This is a genomic window from Bogoriella caseilytica (assembly GCF_003752405.1).
GTDB classification, from domain to species: domain Bacteria; phylum Actinomycetota; class Actinomycetes; order Actinomycetales; family Actinomycetaceae; genus Allobogoriella; species Allobogoriella caseilytica.
On sequence record NZ_RKHK01000001.1, the window covers coordinates 2,229,844 to 2,249,632 of the forward strand.

Consider the following 19,789-nt stretch of genomic DNA (forward strand, 5'->3'; position numbering starts at 1 on the left):
TTCAGGCTACGGCGCGCGCGATTTCACGGGTGGCGCTCGGGCGTGATTGGGACCGTCGCCACATGAGTTCGATCCACACCGCGTAGACGATCGGCACGAGGCTGCCGCTGACGGCCGTGAGCCACCCGACGTCGGTGGAGTTGAGGTTGCTGAGGCCGATGGCGCCGTGAAGGAGCGCCCAGAGGTTGTTCGCGATGTGCAGCACGATGGCGGCCTCCAGGCCTCCGGTACGCCAGGTGACCCACCCCATCGCGATGGCGAAGACGCCGACTGAGATCTGCCCGGGGGCGTTGTAAGCATGGCCGAGGATGAACAGTGGCGCGGGCAGCAGAATCGCCCATGCTGGATGCCTGAGCCACTGCCCGATCGCTTGCATCAGCGCGCCGCGGAAGGCGTACTCCTCTGCGGCGGCCTGCAGGGGTGTCAGGAGCAGGATCAGCGCGAAGAGCAACCAGGCCGCCGGCTCGATCTCGATGGGCCCGTCGATCGCGAGGTCCAGGGCGGTCATTGCCCCGAGCACCAGCGTCATGATCACGGCGGCGGGTAGCACGCAGCGCGCCATCCACCGCCAGCGCAGCCGTCCGGCCACGGAGTGCAGCAGCCCCACCGGTTTCCACCCCACGATCCGGAAGCCCGCCAGCACGCTGGGCAGCAACAGGATGAGCAGCAGGAAGTTCAGGGCGAAGTTCGCCGGATCGTAGAGATCCAGGAGCGACAGGGGATCCTCCAGGATCGGCGATCCGGCCAGCGCGAAAGTGGTGATCAGACCGAGCATGCCGATGAGGAAGAAGCCCCCGGAGAGCAGCAGGGCGAGGAGCGGGCGCCACCACCGGGGGCGAGGCACGGCGTGCCCGAGCCGGTGATAGGGGAGTGACTCCGTCACGGTTTCCGGCACGTCGGATGTGGCCCCTGTGGTGTTCACCCGCACTACGCTGGCAGATGTGAGCCGGATCTTCAGCATGACGTTCGCCTCGGTGTACCCCCACTACGTGAACAAGGTGGAGCGCAAAGGGCGCACGCGAGCGGAACTCGATGAGGTCATCGAGTGGCTGACCGGCTTCGACGAGGCGGCGCTCGCCCGCCAGATCGAGGCCGAGACCACGTTCGAGGAGTTCTTCGCCCAGGCGGAGCTCCACCCGCATGCGGAGAAGATCACGGGCGTCGTTTGCGGGGTGCGGGTCGAGGAGATCGAGGACCCGCTGATGAGGCAGATCCGCTACCTGGACAAACTCGTGGACGAACTGGCCCGGGGCAAGGCCATGGAGAAGGTGCTGCGCAGCTGAACTGCGCCGCCGGGCGCGAGCGATGGCTCACGCCCGGCGGGCACGTCAGGTCTGCTGCCAGGACTCCCACAGCGAGGCGTACTCGCCGCCGGCTGCCACCAGTTCATCGTGCGAGCCGAGCTCCACGATGTGCCCGCCGTCCACGACTGCGACTCGGTCGGCGTCGTGCGCGGTGTGCAGGCGGTGGGCGATGGCGAGCACCGTGCGTCCGTCGAGCACCGCGGAGAGTGAGCGCTCCAGGTGCCGGGCGGCCCGCGGATCGATCAGCGAGGTGGCTTCGTCCAGGATCAGCGTGTGCGGATCGAGGAGCACCAGGCGAGCCAGGGCGATCTGCTGCGCCTGGCCCGGGGTGAGTTCCCGCGCGCCGGACCCGATGGCGGTGCCCATGCCCTCGGGGAGGGCGTCGACCCATTCCAGCGCGTCGACGGCCGCCAGCGCGTCTCGCAGGATCGCGGTCTCGGTGGCCGGGTCCCGGGTCTCGTCTTTCAGCGCCAGCCGCAGGTTGTCCGCCACCGTGCCGACGAAGACGTGGTGCTCCTGGGTCACCAGGGCCACATGGGAACGCAGATCCTCCTCCGCGAGGTCCACCAGCGGCACGCCGCCCACGGTCACCGCGCCGCCGGTGGGCGGGTGGATGCCGGCGAGCATCCGCCCCAGCGTGGACTTTCCTGCTCCCGAGGGACCCACCACGGCGAGCCGCTCGCCCGGGATGAGGTCGAGGTCGATGCCCTTGAGCACCTCGACGCCCTCACGGTAGGCGAAGCGCACGTCGTGAGCCTCGACGTCCTCGGTGGCGGGTTCCTCGCCGGAGACCTCGCGGTCGGGCTCGACGAGTGAGACCCCGAAGATCCGGGCGAGGGACGCCAGCGCCACCTGGGCCTCGTCCACCCAGAACATCAGCTCGCCCACCGAGGGGCGCACCTGCATGAGGTACAGCGCCACGGTGGTCACCGCGCCGAGGGTGGTCAACTCGGCATTGATGAGCCAAGCCCCCCACACCAGCGCAACGGCAACCGGCAGCATGAAGGAGATGCCGAACCAGAAGAACAGGGTGACGCGCATCCGCAAGGTCACCACCTCGGTGTCCCAGGCCTCCGCGAGCACCTCATCGGTGCGGCGCCGGCGGCGCGGGCCGAGCGCCAGGGTGTCCGTGGCTCGGGCCTGCTCCACCGACTCGGTCAGCGTGCCGTTCATCGCGGCCCAGGCCTGGGAGTTGCGCAGGTAGGCAGGGTTGGCTTTGCGCAGGTAGCGGCGCACCACGAAGACGATGATCGGGATCCCGACCACCACGGCGATCGCGGTCAGCGGTGAGGCGATGACCGCAGCCACCACGGTGAGCAGGATGGTGGCAACCAGCACCAGCACGCGCGGCACCCCGAAACGGATCATCCACTGCACGCGGTCGACGTCGTTCGTGGTGCGGCCGATCAGGTCGCCGGTGCCCGCCTTCTCCACGGTGGACAGGGGCAGGTGGGTCACGGCGGCCAGGAACTCTTCGCGCAGCTCCGCGAAGATCTCCTCGCCCAGGATCATCGCGTAGCGGTGCGCGTAGCGGATCAGCACGGCCTGGGCCAGCACGGCGACCAGGAGGCCGATGCCCACGCGGTCGATGACGCTGACGGTGGTGCCCTCACTCACGGCGTCCACCAGGATGCCGAGCAGGTAGGGCACGGCCAGCGCCGCGATGGCGGCCAAGGCCTGGAGCGTCACCACGCGCACGAGCTGCCCGCGGTAGCCAGCCAGGATCGCGAGGGAGCGCCCCCGGACAGTCGCCGGATCGGCAATCGGCAGCTGCATCATCGGCAAGCTCCTTCGGTCTCGTGCTCACGGGTGAGCTGGTCGACAGCGGTGATCTCGTCCTGCTCCTCCTGTTCCTCCTCGACGTCGCGGGTCACGACGGCGCGGTAACGCGGCACCGTGTCGATCAGCTCGCGGTGGGTCCCGCGGGCGGCCTCATGGCTGACGCCGTCCGGGCCCGACTCGAGGAAGACCACCTCGTCGGCGTGGTCGAGCACCAGGGGCGAGGCGGTGACCACCACGGTGGTCAGCCCGGCGCGGTGCGCGGTGAGCCGGTCGGCGATGCGGGCCTCGGAGTGGGCGTCCACGGCCGAGGTGGGTTCGATGAGTACCACCGTCTCCGCACCGGTCAGCACCGCGCGCGCCAGGGCCACGCGCTGGCGCTGGCCACCGGAGAGCGAGCGGCCCTTCTCGGTGATCTCGCCGTCGAGTCCTTCCGGCATGGACTCGAGCACGTCGTGCGCGGCCGCGACGTCGATCGCCTCGAGCAGGCTGGCATCGGTGCCGGTGTCGCGCACATCGAGCTCGTCACGCAGCACGCCGGAGAAGAGCTGCGGCGTGGCATCGGCCACCACGATGCGGCGGCGCACCTCTGCCACGGGGAGCTCGCTGAGAAGCACCCCACCGTAGGAGACGTCGCCGTCGTGGTCATCGAGCCGCCCCAGGCGCTGGGCGAGTGTGGCCGCGTCATCGGGCGTACCCGACACCAGCGCAGTCATGCGCCCGGGGGCGAGGCGCACGCCGGTGGTCAGATCCACCAGCTCGCGGGGGCGCGAGTCGGTGGCAACCAGCGGTTCGCCGTCGGCCGCCTCGGACTCGGCCAGGCTCCCGGCGGCAGGCTGGGTGGCCAGCACCCGGGTCACCTTCCTAGCGCCCACGCGGGCACGGGTGAGGATGGTGAGGAACTGCGTCGCTGCCTGCAGGGGCATCGTCAAGAATGCGGTGAAGCCGTAGAAGGAGACCAGCTGGCCGGGGGTGATCTCGCCGGTCAGTGTCAGGCGCGCGCCGAACCACACCACGGCGACCACGAGCAGACCGGGGAGGAGCACCTGCAGGCCCTGCAGCAGGGCGGAGGTGTGCGCCACGCTCACGCCGGCGGCACGGACCCGCTGGGACTGCTCGGCGTACCGGGTGGAGAAGGCGTCCTCGCCGCCGATGCCACGCAGCACACGCAGGCCGGTGACGGTGTCGGCGCCGAGCGAGGTCAGCTTGCCGGTTTCCTCGCGGTGCTTGGACTGGCGGGTGTGCAGTGGCTTGATGAGCAGCGAGAGTGCCGTGGCCGTGACCGGGAGGCCGATGAGCACCGCCAGGCCCAGAGCGAGGTTCTGCTGCAGCACCACCACGGCGACCACGAGGTAGGCGACGACGGCCCCCACCAGGCGCGGCAACAGCTCGTAGAGGTTGCCGATGTGGTGGGAGTCGGTGGCCACGGTGGAGACGACCTCACCGGTGGACATCTCCTCGGTGACGGAGTCGCCAGTGCGGGTCACATGGTGGCCCACGAGCCGGGAGGTGCGGAAAGCGCCGTTGAGCCAGGCGCCGATCTCCCCGATGTGTCCCACGGCAGCGGCGGCGGCACCGAGGATGCCGATGCCCACCAGCCAGGCCACCGAGATGAGCAGCTCGGCGGAGAGGCCGCTCTCCAAGCCGTCGTCCAGGGCGCGGCCGAGCAGGAAGGGCACGGCTGCGAGGGAGGCGGCCTCGATGATCGCCATGATCAGGGCGAAACTGAGCAGCCCCTTCTGCCGGCCGGCAAGCCAGGCCAAGTAGCGCGAGGGACGCGTGAGTGGGGGATGGCCGGGGTGGCCGGAGAGGGGTTCGAGCACGAAAAGGAGCCTAGGCCGCACCACTGACACTGAGCGACGGATTTTCCGATCTCTGGATGATCTGTCGCTCACACCTGACGGCCGGCCACCGGTACCTCGGCGAATGCTGCGGCGAGGCCTCCGGGTGGCTCTCTAGAGAGAGCCCGGGCGAGCGCCCGCCCTCACTCCCACTCGATGGTGCCCGGCGGCTTGGAGGTGACGTCCAGGACCACCCGGTTGACCTCCGGGACGGCGTTGGTGATGCGGTTGGAGATCGTCGCGAGCACCTCGTAGGGCACCCGTGACCAGTCCGCGGTCATCGCGTCCTCGGAGGAAACCGGGCGCAGCACCACGGGGTGGCCGTAGGTGCGGCCGTCACCCTGCACGCCCACGGACCGCACATCGGCGAGCAAGACCACCGGGCACTGCCAGATGTCGCGGTCGAGTCCGGCCTTGGTGAGTTCCTCCCGGGCGATGGCGTCGGCAGCGCGCAGGATGTCGAGGCGCTCGCGGGTGACCTCGCCGATGATCCGGATGCCCAGGCCGGGGCCGGGGAAGGGCTGACGCCACACGATGGATTCCGGCACGCCCAGTTCCAGCCCGACGGCGCGGACCTCGTCCTTGAAGAGCGTGCGCAGCGGCTCGATGAGCTGGAACTGCAGGTCGTCCGGTAGTCCGCCCACGTTGTGGTGGGACTTGATGTTGGCCGCGCCCTCGCCGCCGCCGGACTCCACGACGTCGGGGTAGAGCGTGCCCTGCACCAGGTACTTCACCTCGCCGCCGACGGTGGTGCCCTCGGCCTCGGCCTCGGCCACCACCTCCCGGGCGGCCTCCTCGAAGACGCGGATGAACTCCCGGCCGATGATCTTGCGTTTGGTCTCTGGGTCGCTGACTCCGGCCAGGGCCTGGAGGAAGCGCTCCTCGGCGTCGACCACCTTGAGGTTCACGCCGGTGGCGGCCACGAAGTCCTGTTCGACCTGTTCGGCCTCACCGGCGCGCAGCAGACCATGGTCCACGAAGACGCAGGTGAGCTGATCGCCCACCGCCTTCTGCACCAGCGCCGCCGCCACGGAGGAGTCCACGCCGCCGGAGAGCGCGCAGATCACGCGGTCCGAGCCCACTGCGGCGCGGATCGCCTCGACCTGGTCGTGGACGACGTTGCCCGGCGTCCACTCAGGCGTGATGCCGGCGACGTCGTACAGGAAGCGCTCCATGGCCTGCTGCCCGAGCGCGGAGTGCTTGACCTCGGGGTGCCATTGCATCCCGGCCAGGCGCCGGTCGACATCCTCGAATGCGGCGACGGGTGAGCCCTCGCTGGTGGCCAGCACCGTGAAGCCCTCGGGAGCGGCGTGCACGGCGTCGCCATGTGACATCCACACGGTTTGCCGCTCGGGGGAGCCGGCCAGGAGGGCGCCCTCGGAGGTGATGTCCACCGCGGTGCCGCCGTACTCACGCGTGCCGGTCTGCGCGACGGTGCCGCCCAGGGCGCGGGCCATCGACTGGAATCCGTAGCAGATCCCGAACACCGGCACCCCGGCGTCGAACAGTGCCGGGTCGGTGCTCGGAGCGCCTTCGGCGTAGACCGAGGCCGGGCCGCCGGAGAGGATGATGGCCGCCGGGTCCTTGGCGAGCATGTCCGCAGTCGACATGGAGTGCGGCACGATCTCGGAGTACACCCGGGCCTCGCGCACACGCCGGGCGATGAGCTGGGCGTACTGGGCGCCGTAGTCGACGACGAGGACGGGGCGGGGCGTGGGCTGCTCGGGGGCGACGGCCGGGGCGCCGTCGTGCTGCGGGCTGGTCACGAAGCCAGGTTAGCCGTCTTGCGGGCCCGGTCGATCAGCCGGGGCAGATCCTCGGCGAACCACTGCGAGGCGCGCCGCTCCATGACGAAGGACAGCACCGGCACCACACCGGCGAGGACCAGGAAGACGATCCGCTTGAAGGGCCAGCGCATCACCGACCAGAGGTTGAAGACCGCGGCCAGGTAGATCACGTAGATCCAGCCGTGCGCGAAGGGGACCCACTCGATGTAGGGGACGACCTCTTCCCAGCGGATGACGTACTTGATGATCATCTCGACCACGAGGATCAGCAACATCACGCCCGTGACGAAGGCGAGGGCGCGGTAGAAGCGGAACGCCGTGCGGGCCTTGCGTTCCCGGTCCGCCACGGCGCGCGGCTGGTCCGCGGACTGGGGCGCCGGGGCTGGCGCCGAGATGGCGTCTGCTGCCTGGGGGGTGTGCTCGTTGCTCACGGGAGTGCAGTCTACGACGCGCTGTAGTGCCCGCGGGTGCCCCTCTACGGCGTTTGTGCTCATTCGACGTCGGTATGGCCGCGTGGGGAGCGACTCTTTCCGACATCTCGTGAGCACAAACGCCGAGGTAGAGCCCGACGCCGGAGCCCGGGACAACCGCTCAGGAGGCGGGGCTGCGTCGAGTGAGGCCGGCGATCAGGAGGCCGAATGCGGCGGCGACCAGGATGGCGGCGGTGCCGAGCTGAGCATCGAGGCGCAAGCCGAAGCCGGCGGCAATGGCCCACAGGCCGATCAGCGTCATGATGATGCCGAAGACCAAGGTGCCGCTGCGGACCCGCCGGGCCACGGGAGGTGGCGTCGTGTTGGCTGCGGACCACACTTGCGGCGTCTCGTCGGTGGTGAGCTCGTCCTCAGCCGGCGCGCTGGGCAACCTCTCGGTCTCAGCAGGACCGGTTGCCGTCAGTTCAGTGGTGGCTCCCTCTGGTGTGCCGGGCGTGGCCGGAGACAGCGGGGTGGTGTGCTCGGTGTTCATGGCGTTCAGCCCTCTCGGATTTCGATGAGACCAGTGCGGACGACGACCTCGAGAATGAGGACCGGTTCCTCCTCCTGGGCCAGGGGGTTGCGGTAGGTGCCGGAGACGAAGCCGCCCGAGCCCCAGTTGTGCGAGTAGCCCGTGGTGGAGCGGCCCACCTCGTGGGTCCAGCCGCTCTGGGTGTAGCCCTCGATGGCGCCCAGGGCCACGTCGGTCTCGATCACCACCGGGATGTCCTGGGGGATGGTCAGCTCGGCCACACCGGCGCCGACGGCGACGGGCACGGTCAGGGGCAGATCATCGGCGTCGTCGAGGTGCAGGCCGGTGAGATCGAGCTCGAGCATCCCGGCACTGACCGAGTACCCGCCCTCGGCGTCGGCCGGGAAGGCCGGGCGGGCAATGTGCTCCCCGAGCGTGACGGCGCTCTCGTGGCGGGCGACGCTCGGGATGCCCACGGGAATGAAGGCTGTGAGGATCGAGATGGGCAGCAGGAAGATCAGGGCGAAGGTTCCCAGCACCGTGAGCCCTTTGCCCCGGCGTCCGCGGAAGGCCGAGACGATGAGACCGATGCCGATCACGGTGAGGATCGCGCCGAAACCCATCAGGGCGACGTTCAGGCCGTTCTCCGGTGTCGCTGCGATGCCTGCGGCTTCAGCGATCCGGTCCCAGACTGCGAGAGCGGCCAGGATCAGCAGCGTCGTCGCCAGCACGATGCTGACCGTGGCGCGGCCGGGCCCCGGGACGCTGGGTTTGGGCGGCGGGGGTGTCCACGCCTGCGGGGCAGGTCCAGGCCCGGGAGGCATCGGAGGCACATGACCAGGCCCAGAAGGCCCGAAAGGACCCTGGGGCCCGTTCGGCGTGGCAGGACCCTGCGGCGTGGCAGGACCCTGCGGCGTGGCAGGACCCTGCGGCGTGGCAGGACCCTGCTGGGGAGCAGGAATCTCCTGTGGCGCGGGACCCTGGGGTGCCGTGGTCGCGGCGGCATTGCTTCCGACGTGGACGTCGGTGGCGGTCGGGACGTCGGTGGCGGTCGCTGTGGCTGTAGCACCGGCATCGGTCCCAGAAGAGGCCCATGCGGGTGCCGGGCCGGGCGCCGGGGGCGCCCACGGTGCGCGCTCCACCGGCTGTCGCGACCGGTTGTCGGCGAGGACGACGGCGCAGGCCACCAGCGTCAGGACCCCCGTGGCGAGCGCGGCGGCGTAGAAGGACCATCCGCTATCAGTCCACCAGAACACTGGCCGGCTCAGCCCGATCAGGGTGAAGAGGATTGCGCCCACGAGGGCGACGTCGAAGGAACCTCGGGTCGCTTCCTGCAGGTGGATGCGGCCATCGCGTTCCTCGGGCAGCAAGGCCCAGCCGAGACCATAGAGGAGGACGCCGACACCGCCGAAGACGGTGAGAACGACGAGCAGTCCGCGAACGATGAGCGGGTCCAGCCCGGTGCGCCGGGCGAGGCCGCCCGCCACGCCGGCGATCCAGCGTTCCTCGGTGCGCACCATTCCGGAGCCGCGGAGGGAATCGAAGAGGGACGGCCGCTCAGTGGGGCTGCCCCAAGCGTGAGGCGCGCCGCCTGGGCCGGACTGTGCGCCGGGACCGGACTGTGCGCCGGGACCGGACTGCGCGCCGGGACGGAATTGCGCGGAGGCGCCGGCGCCGCCGGGCTGTGCGCCGGCCTCCGGACCTGCGGAGTGGTCGTATGTCGTGTCCATGCCCCTACTCTTCTCCGCCGTGGTGCCCTCGAACTATCGGGTACTACCCTGATCGCACCCTGAAAGGCGCGCGGCTGTCCCTGATTGTGCCTCGCAGACCTCCCTGAGCGGCCGCCGCGCGTGTGACGATGACGCGTGTGAACCCCATGCCACCCGAGCGTCCCGCCCTGGTCCGCCCCCGCCACGGGCGCATCCTCGGTGGCGTGTGCGCGGGGTTGGCGGCCCACCTACGGCTCTCGCCCACGACCCTCCGGATCGCCTTGGCGGCCAGCACACTCGTGGCCGGTGCCGGAGCCCTCTTCTACCTCTGGCTCTGGCTCACCGTCCCAGGGATGAAAGCGGGTCAGGAGGAGCGCTCACCGGCCCTCGCGCGCTTGGCGCCGCGCCTGCGTGAGGCGCAGAGCGACGGGCGCGTCCGTGACCTCTCCGTGGCGGCGGGGCTCCTGGCGCTGGCCGCCATCGTTCTGTTCATCCACGGCTGGAGCAGCCCGCCGGCGTGGCTGCTCCCCGTGACTCTGGTGGCGATCGGTGCCGCCATCGCCTGGCACGAACTCGTGGCTTCCCGGCGCGGGGGAGCTGGTCGAGCCCGGATGATCGCCGCCGTTGCTGCCGGTATCGTTCTGGCGGTGGCCGGATCGGTCGTCCTGCTCGCTCAGGGCCGGCAGGTCGGAGAAGTCCTCACCGCCATCGTCGGCGGGTTGGTCATCGTCCTCGGCGTGGTGATCGTGCTGGCTCCCGTGCTGCTCCGGCTGCTCAGTGAACTGGGCGAGGAACGCGCGGCACGCGCCCGGGAGGCCGAACGGGCTGACATAGCCGCGCACCTGCACGACTCCGTGCTCCAGACCCTCGCTCTGATCCGATCCCGATCCCACGACGACGACGTCGCCCGACTTGCCCGGGCGCAGGAGCGGGAACTGCGCACCTGGCTCTACGCCGATCGCCCCGAGCCCGGCACCTCGGTCGCGGACGCCCTGCGCACCATGGCCGGCGAGGTGGAGGACATCCACGGGGTCCCCATCGACGTCGTCACGGCCGGCGATGCGGTGCCCGATGCCGGAACCGAGACGCTGACCGCTGCGGCACGCGAGGCATTGAGTAACGCCGTCCGTCACGGGCAGGCGCCGGTGAGCCTGTATGTGGAGACCTCGCCGGAGGCGGTGGAGGTCTTCGTGCGCGATCGCGGTGAGGGCTTCGACCTCAACGAGGTGCCCCCGGATCGCTACGGCGTGCGCGAATCGATCATCGGGCGCATGGAACGCCACGGCGGCAGCGCGTGGGTGCGTTCGCGCGAGAGCGGCACCGAGGTGCACCTGCGCATTCCCCACCAGACAGCACGCAAGCCGAACGCGGAGACCGAGGCGCACACCGGTGCCGAGAGAGGATGATCGAGGGATGAGCGCCACCAACTCTGCTGACAGCCCCGCGCTGCCAGCGACGATCCGTGTCCTGCTCGTGGACGATCACGCCATGGTGCGGGCCGGTGTCCGCGCCGAGCTCACCACGCACGCCCCGGATCTGGAGATCGTGGGGGAGGCGCAGGACGTCGAGGGCGCCATCGCCGCGGTCCGCGAACTGCGACCCGACGTCGTCCTGCTCGACGTTCACCTGCCCGGAGGAGACGGCGGTGGAGGTGCGGAGGTGGCCCGTCACTGCCTGGCCGAGGCCGACTCGCCCTCCCGGTTCCTGGCCCTGTCGGTCTCCGATGCCGCCGAGGATGTGGTGGCCGTGATCCGCGCGGGGGCACGCGGCTACGTCACCAAAGCGATCAGTGCGAAAGAACTCGCCGATGCGGTGCGCCGAGTGGCTGCCGGTGACGCCGCCTTCTCGCCACGACTGGCGGGCTTCGTGCTCGATGCCTTTGGTACCGGGGCCGGCGATGTCGCAGCTGCTGATGACGAGCTCGATCGGCTCTCAGCACGCGAACGCGAGGTGATGCGGTTGATCGCCCGCGGCTACTCCTACAAGGAAGTCGCTGCTGAACTCTTCATCTCGGTCAAGACCGTGGAAACCCACGTCTCGGCCGTGCTGCGCAAGCTCCAGCTCTCCTCGCGCCACGAACTCACCCGCTGGGCCGCGGCGCGCCGCCTGCTCTGAGCCCGAGCGCCGCGACTGAGCTCGAGCGCCGCGAGCCCTTCTACGACACAACGTAGTGACAAGTAGTCTGGAAACCATGAACACTCTCGCTGGAATCCTTGTTGTCCTGCACCTGCTGAGCTGGGCGATCGTGCTCGGCGGAGCACTGGTGTCGTTGCGCGATCCCAAGCTCCCCAAGGGCGTCCTCCATGGAGCCCTGATGGCACTGCTCACCGGCATCCTGCTGGTCGGTCTCTACGAGATGGCCGACATCGCTGCCATCAACCACATCAAGATCGGCGTCAAGCTGATCCTTGCGGGCGCGGTCACCGCCCTCGCGGCCTATGGCTCGTCCCATCAGGAGAAGGTCAGCCGTGGCTTCCTCGGCGCGCTCGCCGGTCTGACCGCTGTGAACGTGGCGATCGCGGTGCTCTGGACCGGATAAACTGAAGCATGCCCTGGTGGGGAGAGCTGATCGTTGGCCTGGTCGTTGTCATTGGACTGATCGGCGCGGTCATCCAGATCTACCCCGGCAGCGTCATCCTGCTCGGTGGCATCCTCGTGTGGTGTTTCTTCACCGGCGGATCGGTGGCCTGGTGGGTCGGGGGCATCGCCACGGTCGCCGTGGCGGGGGCCTATCTGTGGCGATTCCTGTTCTCCTGGAAGTACCTGGCCGATGCCGGCGTACCCAATCGCTCGATGATCATCGGCGGGCTGGCCTCGATCGTGGGCTTCTTCGTCATCCCCGTGATCGGGCTGGTCGTGGGTTTGGTCGCCGGAACGTATCTCGCCGAGCGCGTCCGGTTGAAGGATCACACGAAGGCGTGGCGGGCCACGGTCGCCGCCCTGAAGTCGACCGGTTGGTCGATCCTCATCGAACTGGCCGGCGCGCTCATCGCAACCGGGGCATGGATCACTGGGCTGATTCTCACGTGATCGAGGCGGCGCACAGTTGACGGCGCTCGGTGCCGTCATCGACCGCCTCCAGTGCCCGGTCTGCCGCGGCAGTCTGGCGCTCCACGGCGTAGCGGTGGAGTGCCCCGCCGGACATCGTTTCGATGTGGCGAAGCAGGGATACGTGACCTTGCTGGGTGGTCGGCGTCGTTTCCCGGGCGACGACGCCGCGATGGTGGCCGCACGCGAGGCCTTTCTCGGTCGCGGTCACTATGCGCCACTCTCAGCGGCGCTCGCTCTCGCGCTGCGTGACGTCGACGGCCTGGTGGTGGACCTGGCTGGCGGAACAGGCCATCACCTGGCGCAGGTGCTGGACTCGAATCCCGCACTGGTGGGTCTTGTGCTCGATGCGTCCACCCCGGCGCTCAAACGCGCCGCTCGCGCCCACGGGCGCCTCGCCACCGTCGGTGCCGATGTCATGGCGGAGCACCCGCTGTGCGACGGCGCGGCGGCCGCAATCCTCTCGGTCTTCGGGCCGCGGAACGTGCCCGAGATCCAGCGGGTGTTGGCCCCGGGCGGGCGGTTGGTGGTGGCGACGCCCACCCCGCGGCATCTGCAGGAGCTGGTGGAGCGATTCGCCGGCCTGGGCATGGTGCGAGTGGACCCGGGCAAGGACGCGCGGCTTGCCGCCTCCCTCGGCGGTTTCGAGTTGACCGGCGAGCGCGTCGTAGAGCACCGCGCGACGATGAGCCGCCAGGACGTGCGCGATGAGGTCTTCATGGGCCCCAGCGCCCACCATGTGGATCCCGGCGCGCTCGCTGTAGCGCTGGAAGACTGGTCCGAGCCGGGCGAGGTGACGGTCTCGGTGACGGTACGCAGCTATCGGAGCTTGATCAGCCCCGCGGCCGTCGGGCTGAAGCCGCAGGAGCGGTAGAAGGAGTCGAGGTGCTCCTCGTAGTCGACGTGCAGCCACGTACAACCGGCCTCGCGGACGGCGGCGGTCAGCCGGGTGACCAGCGCGGTCCCGAGCCCCCTGCGCTGGAGGTCCGGATCCACGGCGAGATCGAGCAGGAAGGCGTGCGCAGCTCCGTCCCACACCGCATGCACGAAGCCGACCAGGCGGCCGTGCTGGAATGCTCCCACCCAGGTCAGGCTGTGCCGCTCCAGCCGCTCCCGCCAAGGAGTGATGTCGCTGGCGGGGTTGCTGAAGGCGCGAGCGTGCAGGGCGCTGAGCTCGGCGTCGTCGACCGGGAAGGCGAGCGTCAACTCGACGGCCAGCGGTCCTGGCACCGGCGCCGGGCCGGCGGCGGGCTCGGCCGGAGCGGACGAGTCTTCTCGACCGATCTCCGGGGCCGCGGGGGGAACGAGCGACCCGACGATCTCGTCATCAGCGGGAGCGCAGGCCACCTCCCAGCGGAAACCGTCAGGGTCGGCGAAGTAGCCGCTGTAGCCGCCCCACGCGCGGGCGCGGGCGCTTGTCACCATGGGGGCGCCGGCACGTCGCGCGGCCTCCAGGACGCCGTCGACCTCCGCCTGGCTGGAGACGTTGTGGGCCAGTGTCATCGGTGGGGCCCCGTCACCACGCCGGATCGGACCCACCTCTGCCTCGAACTCGGACTCCGCCCACAGGGAGAGGAGCACGAACTCGCCCACCTGGAACATGACGACACTGGGGTTCTCGAACTCCGGCGTCCATCCGAGCCCGTCGGCGTAGAAGCGTCGCGCGACGGCGACGTCGGCGACGGCCAGGGTGACGAGCGAGATCCGTTGGTCCATAGGCCGACTCTGCCACCGGCCTATGACATGTGTTGTCGCCCACTCCCCGCGACGCCGAAGAGGCGCGCCCACTGCTCGGCGCTCACCTCACGGGGGAGTGCGGTGCGTGCGATGCCCAACTCGCCCAAGGCGGCACGGACCGCCGCGCGGGAAAGTCCCCGACGCCGCAGGATCTGCTCCAGGTCCCTTCCCGGCCCGGTGAAGACGCCGTGGACGAAGGCGCGGTAGCGGCCCCGATCGGCCGCAGCGACCAACGGGCTTGGCCGGCGTTCGATCCTCAGGATGCCGCCGTCGACTCCTGGTGCGGGGCGGAAGGCTCGCGCGGGCACACGGCCCTCGAGATGGAAGGTGTACCAGGGCCACCACTGGGCGGTCATCATGGTCGCCCCACCCACCCCGGCACGGCGACGGGCCACCTCCCACTGCACCAGCAGCACTGCGGTGCTCCAGGACCGTAGGTGCAGCAGCCGGCGCAGGATCGCTGTCGTGAGATGGAAGGGCAGATTGCCGACCACCACGTGTCGGCGCTCGGGGAAGTGGAAGGTCAGCACGTCCTGGCAGAGCACGGTGGTCTGCGGACCGGCCCGCCGTCGCAGGGCCGCGGCGAGATGCGAGTCCACCTCAATGGCGGTGATCGTGCGCCGCAACGACTCCATCGGGAGGGTTAGGGCGCCGTCGCCGGGCCCGACCTCGATGATCGGTCCGTCGGTGCGGGAGACGTACTCGAGGATCTGGCGCTGGATCCGGGTGTCGGTGAGGAAGTTCTGGCCGTGCTCGTGCCGGCCGCCACGATAGGTGGGCATGGAAGGTCTCCGGGTCGGGTGAACCCGGGCGGAGGCGCCGTACAGGCATGGCGACGCGCCGCCCAGCTGTCATCGCTGAGGGCGGCGGAGGCTCGAAGGAGAGGACCGCCGCTAGGGCGCGATCCAGGGGCGCGCGACCGCCGCGCAGGAGACCGTCGTGCACAACATGGCACCGACTGTAGCGCCACCCCTGCCGGCATTCCCAAGGAATTTCGCTTGGTCTGCGCTCGACTACCGGTCCGAGGTCGCACGTTCGCGAGGAGCGGCGCATCGGAAAGGTGCGGTCTGGAACGCTGAGCTCTTGCGGCGGGAGTACGGTCCTGCGGTGGCCTTGTTGTCCCTGATCCTCTTCGTCTTCGCCACGGCGGGCACGCCCGGGCCGAACAACACCATCGCCATGGCCTCCGGAGCGTCCTTCGGCTTGCGCCGCACGCTCCCGATCATCGGCGGCGTCAACCTGGGCTTCCCGCTCCTGATCGTGCTTGTCGGGATCGGACTCGGTCAGGCGCTGGAGCGCTGGCCGGTGATCCTCGACGTCCTGCGCCCCCTGGGCGTGCTGTATTTGCTCTATCTCGCCGTGCGTATCGCCACCGGCCCGACCGACATCGAGGCCCGGCGACAGGGGAGCCCGCCCGGCTTCGTCCACATGGCGCTGTTCCAGGCGGTGAACCCGAAGGCCTGGACGATGGCCGTCGGGGCCATCGCGGCCTACACGGGCTTCTGGGAGTCCTTCCTGCTCGAGGTGCTCGTCATCGCCGCAACCTTCATGGTGTTCGGGCCGGTGTGCACCTCGGCGTGGGCGCTGCTCGGCGTCGGGGCCGGTCGGGTGATGACCACGCCGCGCAGGCTACGGATCTTCAACGTCATCATGGCCGCGCTGCTCGCGGTGTCCCTGATCCCGGCCAGCACCGAGGTCTGGCGCTCGCTGAGCGGATAGCGAGGACCATGGCATTCTGGCCGCCGGGTGTCGGTGCCTCGGCATAGTCTGGAACCCACCATGACGACGCTTTTTGATGACCTGCCTCTGCCCGGTGCGCGACAGCCGCTCCCGGCTGCCGTGAGCGCGCGCGACGACGCCGGCGCCCCGGAGGACGGCCCGCAGGACGACGCAGTCGCGCGGGCACGTCGCCGGGCTCATGACGCACCGCCGGCCGTCGAGGACGGATCCGGCCCGGAGGCCCTGCTGGAGGGCCTGAACCCGCAGCAGCGCGAGGCCGTCGCCCACGCGGGCGCGCCACTGCTCATCGTGGCGGGCGCCGGTTCGGGGAAGACCCGGGTGCTCACCCACCGCGTCGCCTACCTCCTGGCCACCGGCCGGGCTCAGCCCGGGCAGATCCTGGCCATCACCTTCACCAACAAGGCTGCCGCGGAGATGCGCGAACGAGTGGCCGAGCTGGTCGGTCCGCGCGCCCAGCGCATGTGGGTCTCCACCTTCCACTCCGCCTGCGTGCGGATCCTGCGGCGCGAGCACGAGGCACTGGGCCTGCGCTCCTCCTTCTCGATCTACGATGCTGCCGATTCACAACGCCTGATGACCCTCGTCTGCCGCCAGCTGGATCTCGACCCCAAGCGCTACGCCCCCAAGGTCTTCTCCCGCAAGGTCTCCGACCTGAAGAACGAGCTCGTCGGCCCGGAGGAGTTCTCTGCCCAGGCCGCCGGAACGAACGATTTCGATGTCAAGCTCGCCGAGGCCTACCAGCTCTATCAACAGCGCCTGCGTCAAGCTCACGCGCTGGACTTCGACGACCTCATCATGTCCACCGTCATGCTGCTGCAGCAGAACCCGGCAGTGGCCGAGCACTACCGCCGCCGTTTCCGCCACGTCCTGGTCGACGAGTACCAGGACACCAACCACGCCCAGTACATCCTGGTGCGTGAGCTCGCCGGCGCTGCCGAGGCCACCGCGGCCGGCCCGGCAGATCTGGCGCCGGGCGAGCTGACCGTGGTCGGTGACGCGGATCAGTCCATCTACGCCTTCCGGGGCGCGACGATCCGCAACATCCTCGAGTTCGAGGCCGACTATCCCCAAGCCCGCACCATCCTGCTCGAGCAGAACTACCGCTCCACGCAGACGATCCTCTCCGCCGCCAATGCCGTCATCTCCCGCAACGACGGGCGCCGCGCGAAGAACCTGTGGACCGACTCCGGCGACGGACCCAAGATCGTCGGCTACGTGGCCGACTCCGAGCACGAGGAAGCGCGCTTCATCGCCGAGGAGATCGACCGGCTCGGTGACTCCAGCAGTGTCCGTCCCGGTGACGTCGCGGTCTTCTACCGCACCAACGCCCAATCCCGTGCGCTGGAGGAAGTCTTCATCCGGTCCGGGATCCCCTACCGCGTGGTGGGCGGCACCCGCTTTTACGAGCGCCGGGAGATCAAGGATGCGGTCGCCTACCTGCGCGCGGTCGCCAACCCGGACGACGACGTCAACCTCCGCCGCATCCTCAATGTGCCCAAGCGCGGTCTGGGAGCACGCGCCGAATCACTCCTCGCGATGCACGCCGAGCGCTACCGGGTCTCCTTCGGCCAGGCGATCGCCGATGCCGCAGCCGGTCCGGTGACAGCAGAGAGCACCCACCACGAGGTCCTCGGTTTGACCGGGCGCGGCCTCAAGCAGATCACCGCCTTCCACGACCTCCTCACCTCCCTGCGGGAGATGGCGGAAGCCCAGGCCTCTCCCGCGGAGATCCTCGACGCCGCACTGGACCGCTCCGGCTATCTGGCCGAGCTGCGGGCTTCGGAAAATCCGCAGGACGCCACGCGGGTGGAGAACCTGGCCGAACTGCACGCGGTGGCCGCCGAGTTCCGCGAACTCGACCCGGACGGGGACCTCGGTGACTTCCTCGAACGCGTCTCGCTCGTGGCCGACGCCGACCAGCTCCCGGATGCGGGCTCGGAGGAGACCGGCCAGGTCACCCTCATGACCGTGCACACCGCGAAGGGCCTGGAGTTCCCGGTCGTCTTCGTCACCGGCATGGAAGACGGCACCTTCCCGCACTCGCGCTCCCTCATTGACGAGGACGAGCTTTCCGAGGAGCGGCGGCTCGCCTATGTGGCACTGACCCGCGCCCGTCAGCGGCTGTACGTGTGCCGCGCGGCGGTCCGGACTGCCTTCGGCGCTCCCCAGGAGCTGCCCCCCTCCCGCTTCCTCGAGGAGATCCCCGGCGATCTCCTGGACTGGCGACGGGCCGAGTCCTCCACGCAGTTCTTCCGCGGCTCCGCCGGCTATGGCGCATCCGGAGGCGGCCGGCGCTACGGCCAGGGACGCACCCGGGAAGGTTTCGATGACGACGGCGGTCAGGTCTTCGGGTCGGGGCGGCCCCCCTCGAAGCCCCTGGGCAAGCTCGGGGTCTCCGGGGCGAGCTCCGGGGCTGCTGACCGCACCGCAGCGGCCCTGGGGAAGACCTCCGGCGCACCGGAACTCGCCGAACAGGTCGAGGGCGTGAGCCTGCGGGCCGGGGACAAGGTCAACCACGACTCCTACGGCTTGGGCACCGTCCTGGGAATCGAGGGCACCGGCCGCAACGCCACCGCCAAGATCGACTTCGGCTCCGTGGGCCTCAAGCGCCTGCTGTTGCGCTACTCGCCGGTGACCAAGCTCTGAATATTGCGACGGCTCATCTCGCGATAGGCTCGCTGGCGGATGTCTCGATGTCGAAACATCGACAACCCCAGACGGAAGGACCAGCAGGCGTGGACCTCTACGAGTACCAGGCTCGTGACATGTTCGAGAAGCACGGCGTACCCGTGCTCGGCGGCATTGTGGCGACCACCCCGGCCGAAGCTCGGGCCGCGGCGGAGAAGCTCGGCGGCGGCACAGTCGTCGTCAAGGCGCAGGTGAAGGTGGGCGGCCGCGGCAAGGCAGGCGGCGTTCAGCTTGCGCACAACCCCGAGGAGGCCGAGGCCAAGGCCTCCGAGATCCTCGGTATGGACATCAAGGGGCACACCGTGCACCGGGTGATGATCGCCGAGGGCGCCAAGATCGCCGAGGAGTACTACTTCTCGGTGCTCCTGGACCGTGCGGAGCGACGCTACCTCGCCATGTGCTCCGTGGAAGGTGGCGTGGAGATCGAGCAGCTCGCCGTCGAGCGCCCCGAGGCGCTCGCTCGCGTGGCGATCGACCCACTCACGGGCATCGACTCGGCCAAGGCCGCCGAGATCGTCGCCGAGGCCGGCTTCGCCCCCGAGATCGCCGACGAGGTAGCCGGGGTCATCGAGAAGCTCTGGGCCGTGTACCGCGACGAGGACGCCACCCTGGTGGAGGTCAACCCGCTGGTGCGAACCGAGGACGGCGCCATCATCGCCCTCGATGGCAAGGTCACCCTCGATGAGAGCGCCTCTTTCCGCCACGAGAGCCACGCCGATCTAGTCGACAAGGACGCTACCGACCCGCTCGAGGCCAAGGCCAAGGCGCTGGACCTGAACTACGTCAAGCTGGATGGCCAGGTGGGCATCATCGGCAACGGCGCTGGCCTGGTCATGTCCACGCTCGATGTCGTGGCCTACGCCGGTGAGCAGTTCGGCACCAAGCCCGCGAACTTCCTGGACATCGGCGGCGGCGCCAACGCCCAGGTCATGGCGAACGGCCTGGACGTGATCCTCGGTGACGAGCAGGTCAAGTCCGTGTTCGTGAACGTCTTCGGCGGTATCACCGCGTGCGACGAGGTCGCCAACGGCATCGTCTCTGCCCTGGAGATCCTCGGCGACACCGCCACCAAGCCGCTGGTGGTCCGCCTGGACGGCAACAACGTCGAGGAAGGCCGCGCCATTCTCCAGCAGGCCAACCACCCGCTCGTCACCGTCGTGCCGACCATGGACGAAGCCGCGGCCAAGGCCGCCGAGCTCGCCGCGAAGTGAGGA

At 69.7% G+C, this 19,789-nt stretch carries 19 protein-coding genes; 9 read left to right on the top strand and 10 right to left on the bottom strand.

Translation table 11 applies throughout. The features are described 5' to 3' along the window. Nucleotide 1: 1 nt before the first annotated feature. Nucleotides 2–922 carry a CPBP family intramembrane glutamic endopeptidase gene (locus tag EDD31_RS09985; protein WP_245991114.1) on the bottom strand — a complete coding sequence of 307 codons (921 nt, stop codon included), beginning with the start codon at nucleotides 920–922 and terminating at the stop codon, nucleotides 2–4. A gap of 19 nt (nucleotides 923–941) precedes the next feature. On the opposite strand from EDD31_RS09985, the gene EDD31_RS09990 reads away from it, so the two are divergent. Continuing rightward, complete coding sequence (locus EDD31_RS09990; protein ID WP_123304021.1) at nucleotides 942–1,283, top strand: DUF2200 domain-containing protein; 342 nt, start codon at nucleotides 942–944, stop codon at nucleotides 1,281–1,283. A 45-nt stretch (nucleotides 1,284–1,328) separates the two neighbouring features. Here EDD31_RS09990 and EDD31_RS09995 read toward each other — a convergent pair whose 3' ends face one another. The 6 genes from EDD31_RS09995 to EDD31_RS10020 form a co-directional block, all read right to left on the bottom strand. Beyond that, nucleotides 1,329–3,080: an ABC transporter ATP-binding protein gene (locus EDD31_RS09995; protein WP_123305396.1), complete on the bottom strand. Its 1,752-nt coding sequence runs from the start codon at nucleotides 3,078–3,080 to the stop codon at nucleotides 1,329–1,331. After that, nucleotides 3,080–4,906, bottom strand: coding sequence for an ABC transporter ATP-binding protein (locus EDD31_RS10000; RefSeq protein WP_245991117.1), 1,827 nt, complete (start codon nucleotides 4,904–4,906; stop codon nucleotides 3,080–3,082). The genes EDD31_RS09995 and EDD31_RS10000 overlap by 1 nt, the downstream gene beginning before the upstream one ends. Before the next feature lie 161 nt (nucleotides 4,907–5,067). Continuing rightward, the gene (gene guaA / locus EDD31_RS10005; protein ID WP_123304022.1) at nucleotides 5,068–6,690 is read right to left on the bottom strand and encodes a glutamine-hydrolyzing GMP synthase; all 1,623 of its coding nucleotides are present in this window, start codon (nucleotides 6,688–6,690) and stop codon (nucleotides 5,068–5,070) included. Further along, complete coding sequence (locus tag EDD31_RS10010; RefSeq protein ID WP_245991119.1) at nucleotides 6,687–7,142, bottom strand: DUF3817 domain-containing protein; 456 nt, start codon at nucleotides 7,140–7,142, stop codon at nucleotides 6,687–6,689. Before EDD31_RS10010 ends, guaA begins: the two co-directional genes overlap by 4 nt. Nucleotides 7,143–7,302: 160 nt before the next feature. Further along, a complete protein-coding gene (locus EDD31_RS10015) occupies nucleotides 7,303–7,674 on the bottom strand; it encodes a hypothetical protein (RefSeq protein ID WP_123304024.1) in 372 nt (123 codons plus the stop codon). Nucleotides 7,675–7,679: 5 nt separating this feature from the next. After that, nucleotides 7,680–9,383, bottom strand: coding sequence for a PspC domain-containing protein (locus tag EDD31_RS10020; RefSeq protein ID WP_123304025.1), 1,704 nt, complete (start codon nucleotides 9,381–9,383; stop codon nucleotides 7,680–7,682). Between the two features lie 146 nt (nucleotides 9,384–9,529). Here EDD31_RS10020 and EDD31_RS10025 point away from each other — a divergent pair, with 146 nt between their 5' ends. The 4 genes from EDD31_RS10025 to EDD31_RS10040 all read left to right on the top strand — a co-directional run bounded on the left by EDD31_RS10025 (nucleotide 9,530) and on the right by EDD31_RS10040 (nucleotide 12,392). Beyond that, the gene (locus EDD31_RS10025; protein ID WP_245991344.1) at nucleotides 9,530–10,768 is read left to right on the top strand and encodes an ATP-binding protein; all 1,239 of its coding nucleotides are present in this window, start codon (nucleotides 9,530–9,532) and stop codon (nucleotides 10,766–10,768) included. A gap of 7 nt (nucleotides 10,769–10,775) precedes the next feature. Further along, entirely contained in the window at nucleotides 10,776–11,477 is a 702-nt protein-coding gene (locus tag EDD31_RS10030) for a LuxR C-terminal-related transcriptional regulator (RefSeq protein ID WP_123304026.1), read from the top strand. A gap of 76 nt (nucleotides 11,478–11,553) precedes the next feature. Continuing rightward, the gene (locus EDD31_RS10035; RefSeq protein WP_123304027.1) at nucleotides 11,554–11,901 is read left to right on the top strand and encodes a hypothetical protein; all 348 of its coding nucleotides are present in this window, start codon (nucleotides 11,554–11,556) and stop codon (nucleotides 11,899–11,901) included. An 8-nt stretch (nucleotides 11,902–11,909) separates the two neighbouring features. Beyond that, nucleotides 11,910–12,392: a DUF456 domain-containing protein gene (locus EDD31_RS10040; protein ID WP_123304028.1), complete on the top strand. Its 483-nt coding sequence runs from the start codon at nucleotides 11,910–11,912 to the stop codon at nucleotides 12,390–12,392. Here the strand turns inward: EDD31_RS10040 and EDD31_RS15090 are convergent. Next, nucleotides 12,385–12,507, bottom strand: a complete 123-nt coding sequence (locus tag EDD31_RS15090; RefSeq protein ID WP_281270436.1) for a hypothetical protein — start codon at nucleotides 12,505–12,507, stop codon at nucleotides 12,385–12,387. The genes EDD31_RS10040 and EDD31_RS15090 overlap by 8 nt on opposite strands. Here EDD31_RS15090 and EDD31_RS10045 point away from each other — a divergent pair. Further along, the gene (locus EDD31_RS10045) at nucleotides 12,466–13,284 is read left to right on the top strand and encodes a putative RNA methyltransferase (protein WP_483964268.1); all 819 of its coding nucleotides are present in this window, start codon (nucleotides 12,466–12,468) and stop codon (nucleotides 13,282–13,284) included. The genes EDD31_RS15090 and EDD31_RS10045 overlap by 42 nt on opposite strands. Here the strand turns inward: EDD31_RS10045 and EDD31_RS10050 are convergent. Then, the gene (locus EDD31_RS10050) at nucleotides 13,230–14,126 is read right to left on the bottom strand and encodes a GNAT family N-acetyltransferase (protein WP_245991122.1); all 897 of its coding nucleotides are present in this window, start codon (nucleotides 14,124–14,126) and stop codon (nucleotides 13,230–13,232) included. The two genes, EDD31_RS10045 and EDD31_RS10050, sit on opposite strands and share 55 nt — an antisense overlap. A gap of 20 nt (nucleotides 14,127–14,146) precedes the next feature. Further along, nucleotides 14,147–14,929 (bottom strand): 23S ribosomal RNA methyltransferase Erm, encoded by a 783-nt coding sequence (gene erm / locus EDD31_RS10055; protein WP_123304030.1) that lies wholly within the window; start codon nucleotides 14,927–14,929, stop codon nucleotides 14,147–14,149. A gap of 325 nt (nucleotides 14,930–15,254) precedes the next feature. Here erm and EDD31_RS10060 point away from each other — a divergent pair, with 325 nt between their 5' ends. From EDD31_RS10060 to sucC, 3 genes are all read left to right on the top strand, one after another. Then, nucleotides 15,255–15,866 carry a LysE family translocator gene (locus EDD31_RS10060; protein ID WP_170163266.1) on the top strand — a complete coding sequence of 204 codons (612 nt, stop codon included), beginning with the start codon at nucleotides 15,255–15,257 and terminating at the stop codon, nucleotides 15,864–15,866. A gap of 60 nt (nucleotides 15,867–15,926) precedes the next feature. Next, complete coding sequence (gene pcrA / locus EDD31_RS10065) at nucleotides 15,927–18,533, top strand: DNA helicase PcrA (RefSeq protein WP_123304032.1); 2,607 nt, start codon at nucleotides 15,927–15,929, stop codon at nucleotides 18,531–18,533. An 89-nt stretch (nucleotides 18,534–18,622) separates the two neighbouring features. After that, nucleotides 18,623–19,786, top strand: a complete 1,164-nt coding sequence (gene sucC, locus EDD31_RS10070; protein ID WP_123304033.1) for an ADP-forming succinate--CoA ligase subunit beta — start codon at nucleotides 18,623–18,625, stop codon at nucleotides 19,784–19,786. Nucleotides 19,787–19,789: the final 3 nt, after the last annotated feature.

Bases quoted from the DNA above. Each gene is read 5' to 3' on its own strand.
- EDD31_RS09995 (WP_123305396.1), bottom strand. From the start codon at position 3,080: ATGCAGCTGCCGATTGCCGATCCGGCGACTGTCCGGGGGCGCTCCCTC.
- EDD31_RS10015 (WP_123304024.1), bottom strand. From the start codon at position 7,674: ATGAACACCGAGCACACCACCCCGCTGTCTCCGGCCACGCCCGGCACA.
- EDD31_RS10020 (WP_123304025.1), bottom strand. From the start codon at position 9,383: ATGGACACGACATACGACCACTCCGCAGGTCCGGAGGCCGGCGCACAG.
- EDD31_RS10025 (WP_245991344.1), top strand. From the start codon at position 9,530: ATGCCACCCGAGCGTCCCGCCCTGGTCCGCCCCCGCCACGGGCGCATC.
- EDD31_RS10030 (WP_123304026.1), top strand. From the start codon at position 10,776: ATGAGCGCCACCAACTCTGCTGACAGCCCCGCGCTGCCAGCGACGATC.
- EDD31_RS10035 (WP_123304027.1), top strand. From the start codon at position 11,554: ATGAACACTCTCGCTGGAATCCTTGTTGTCCTGCACCTGCTGAGCTGG.
- EDD31_RS10040 (WP_123304028.1), top strand. From the start codon at position 11,910: ATGCCCTGGTGGGGAGAGCTGATCGTTGGCCTGGTCGTTGTCATTGGA.
- EDD31_RS15090 (WP_281270436.1), bottom strand. From the start codon at position 12,507: ATGTCCGGCGGGGCACTCCACCGCTACGCCGTGGAGCGCCAGACTGCC.
- EDD31_RS10050 (WP_245991122.1), bottom strand. From the start codon at position 14,126: ATGGACCAACGGATCTCGCTCGTCACCCTGGCCGTCGCCGACGTCGCC.
- erm (WP_123304030.1), bottom strand. From the start codon at position 14,929: ATGCCCACCTATCGTGGCGGCCGGCACGAGCACGGCCAGAACTTCCTC.
- pcrA (WP_123304032.1), top strand. From the start codon at position 15,927: ATGACGACGCTTTTTGATGACCTGCCTCTGCCCGGTGCGCGACAGCCG.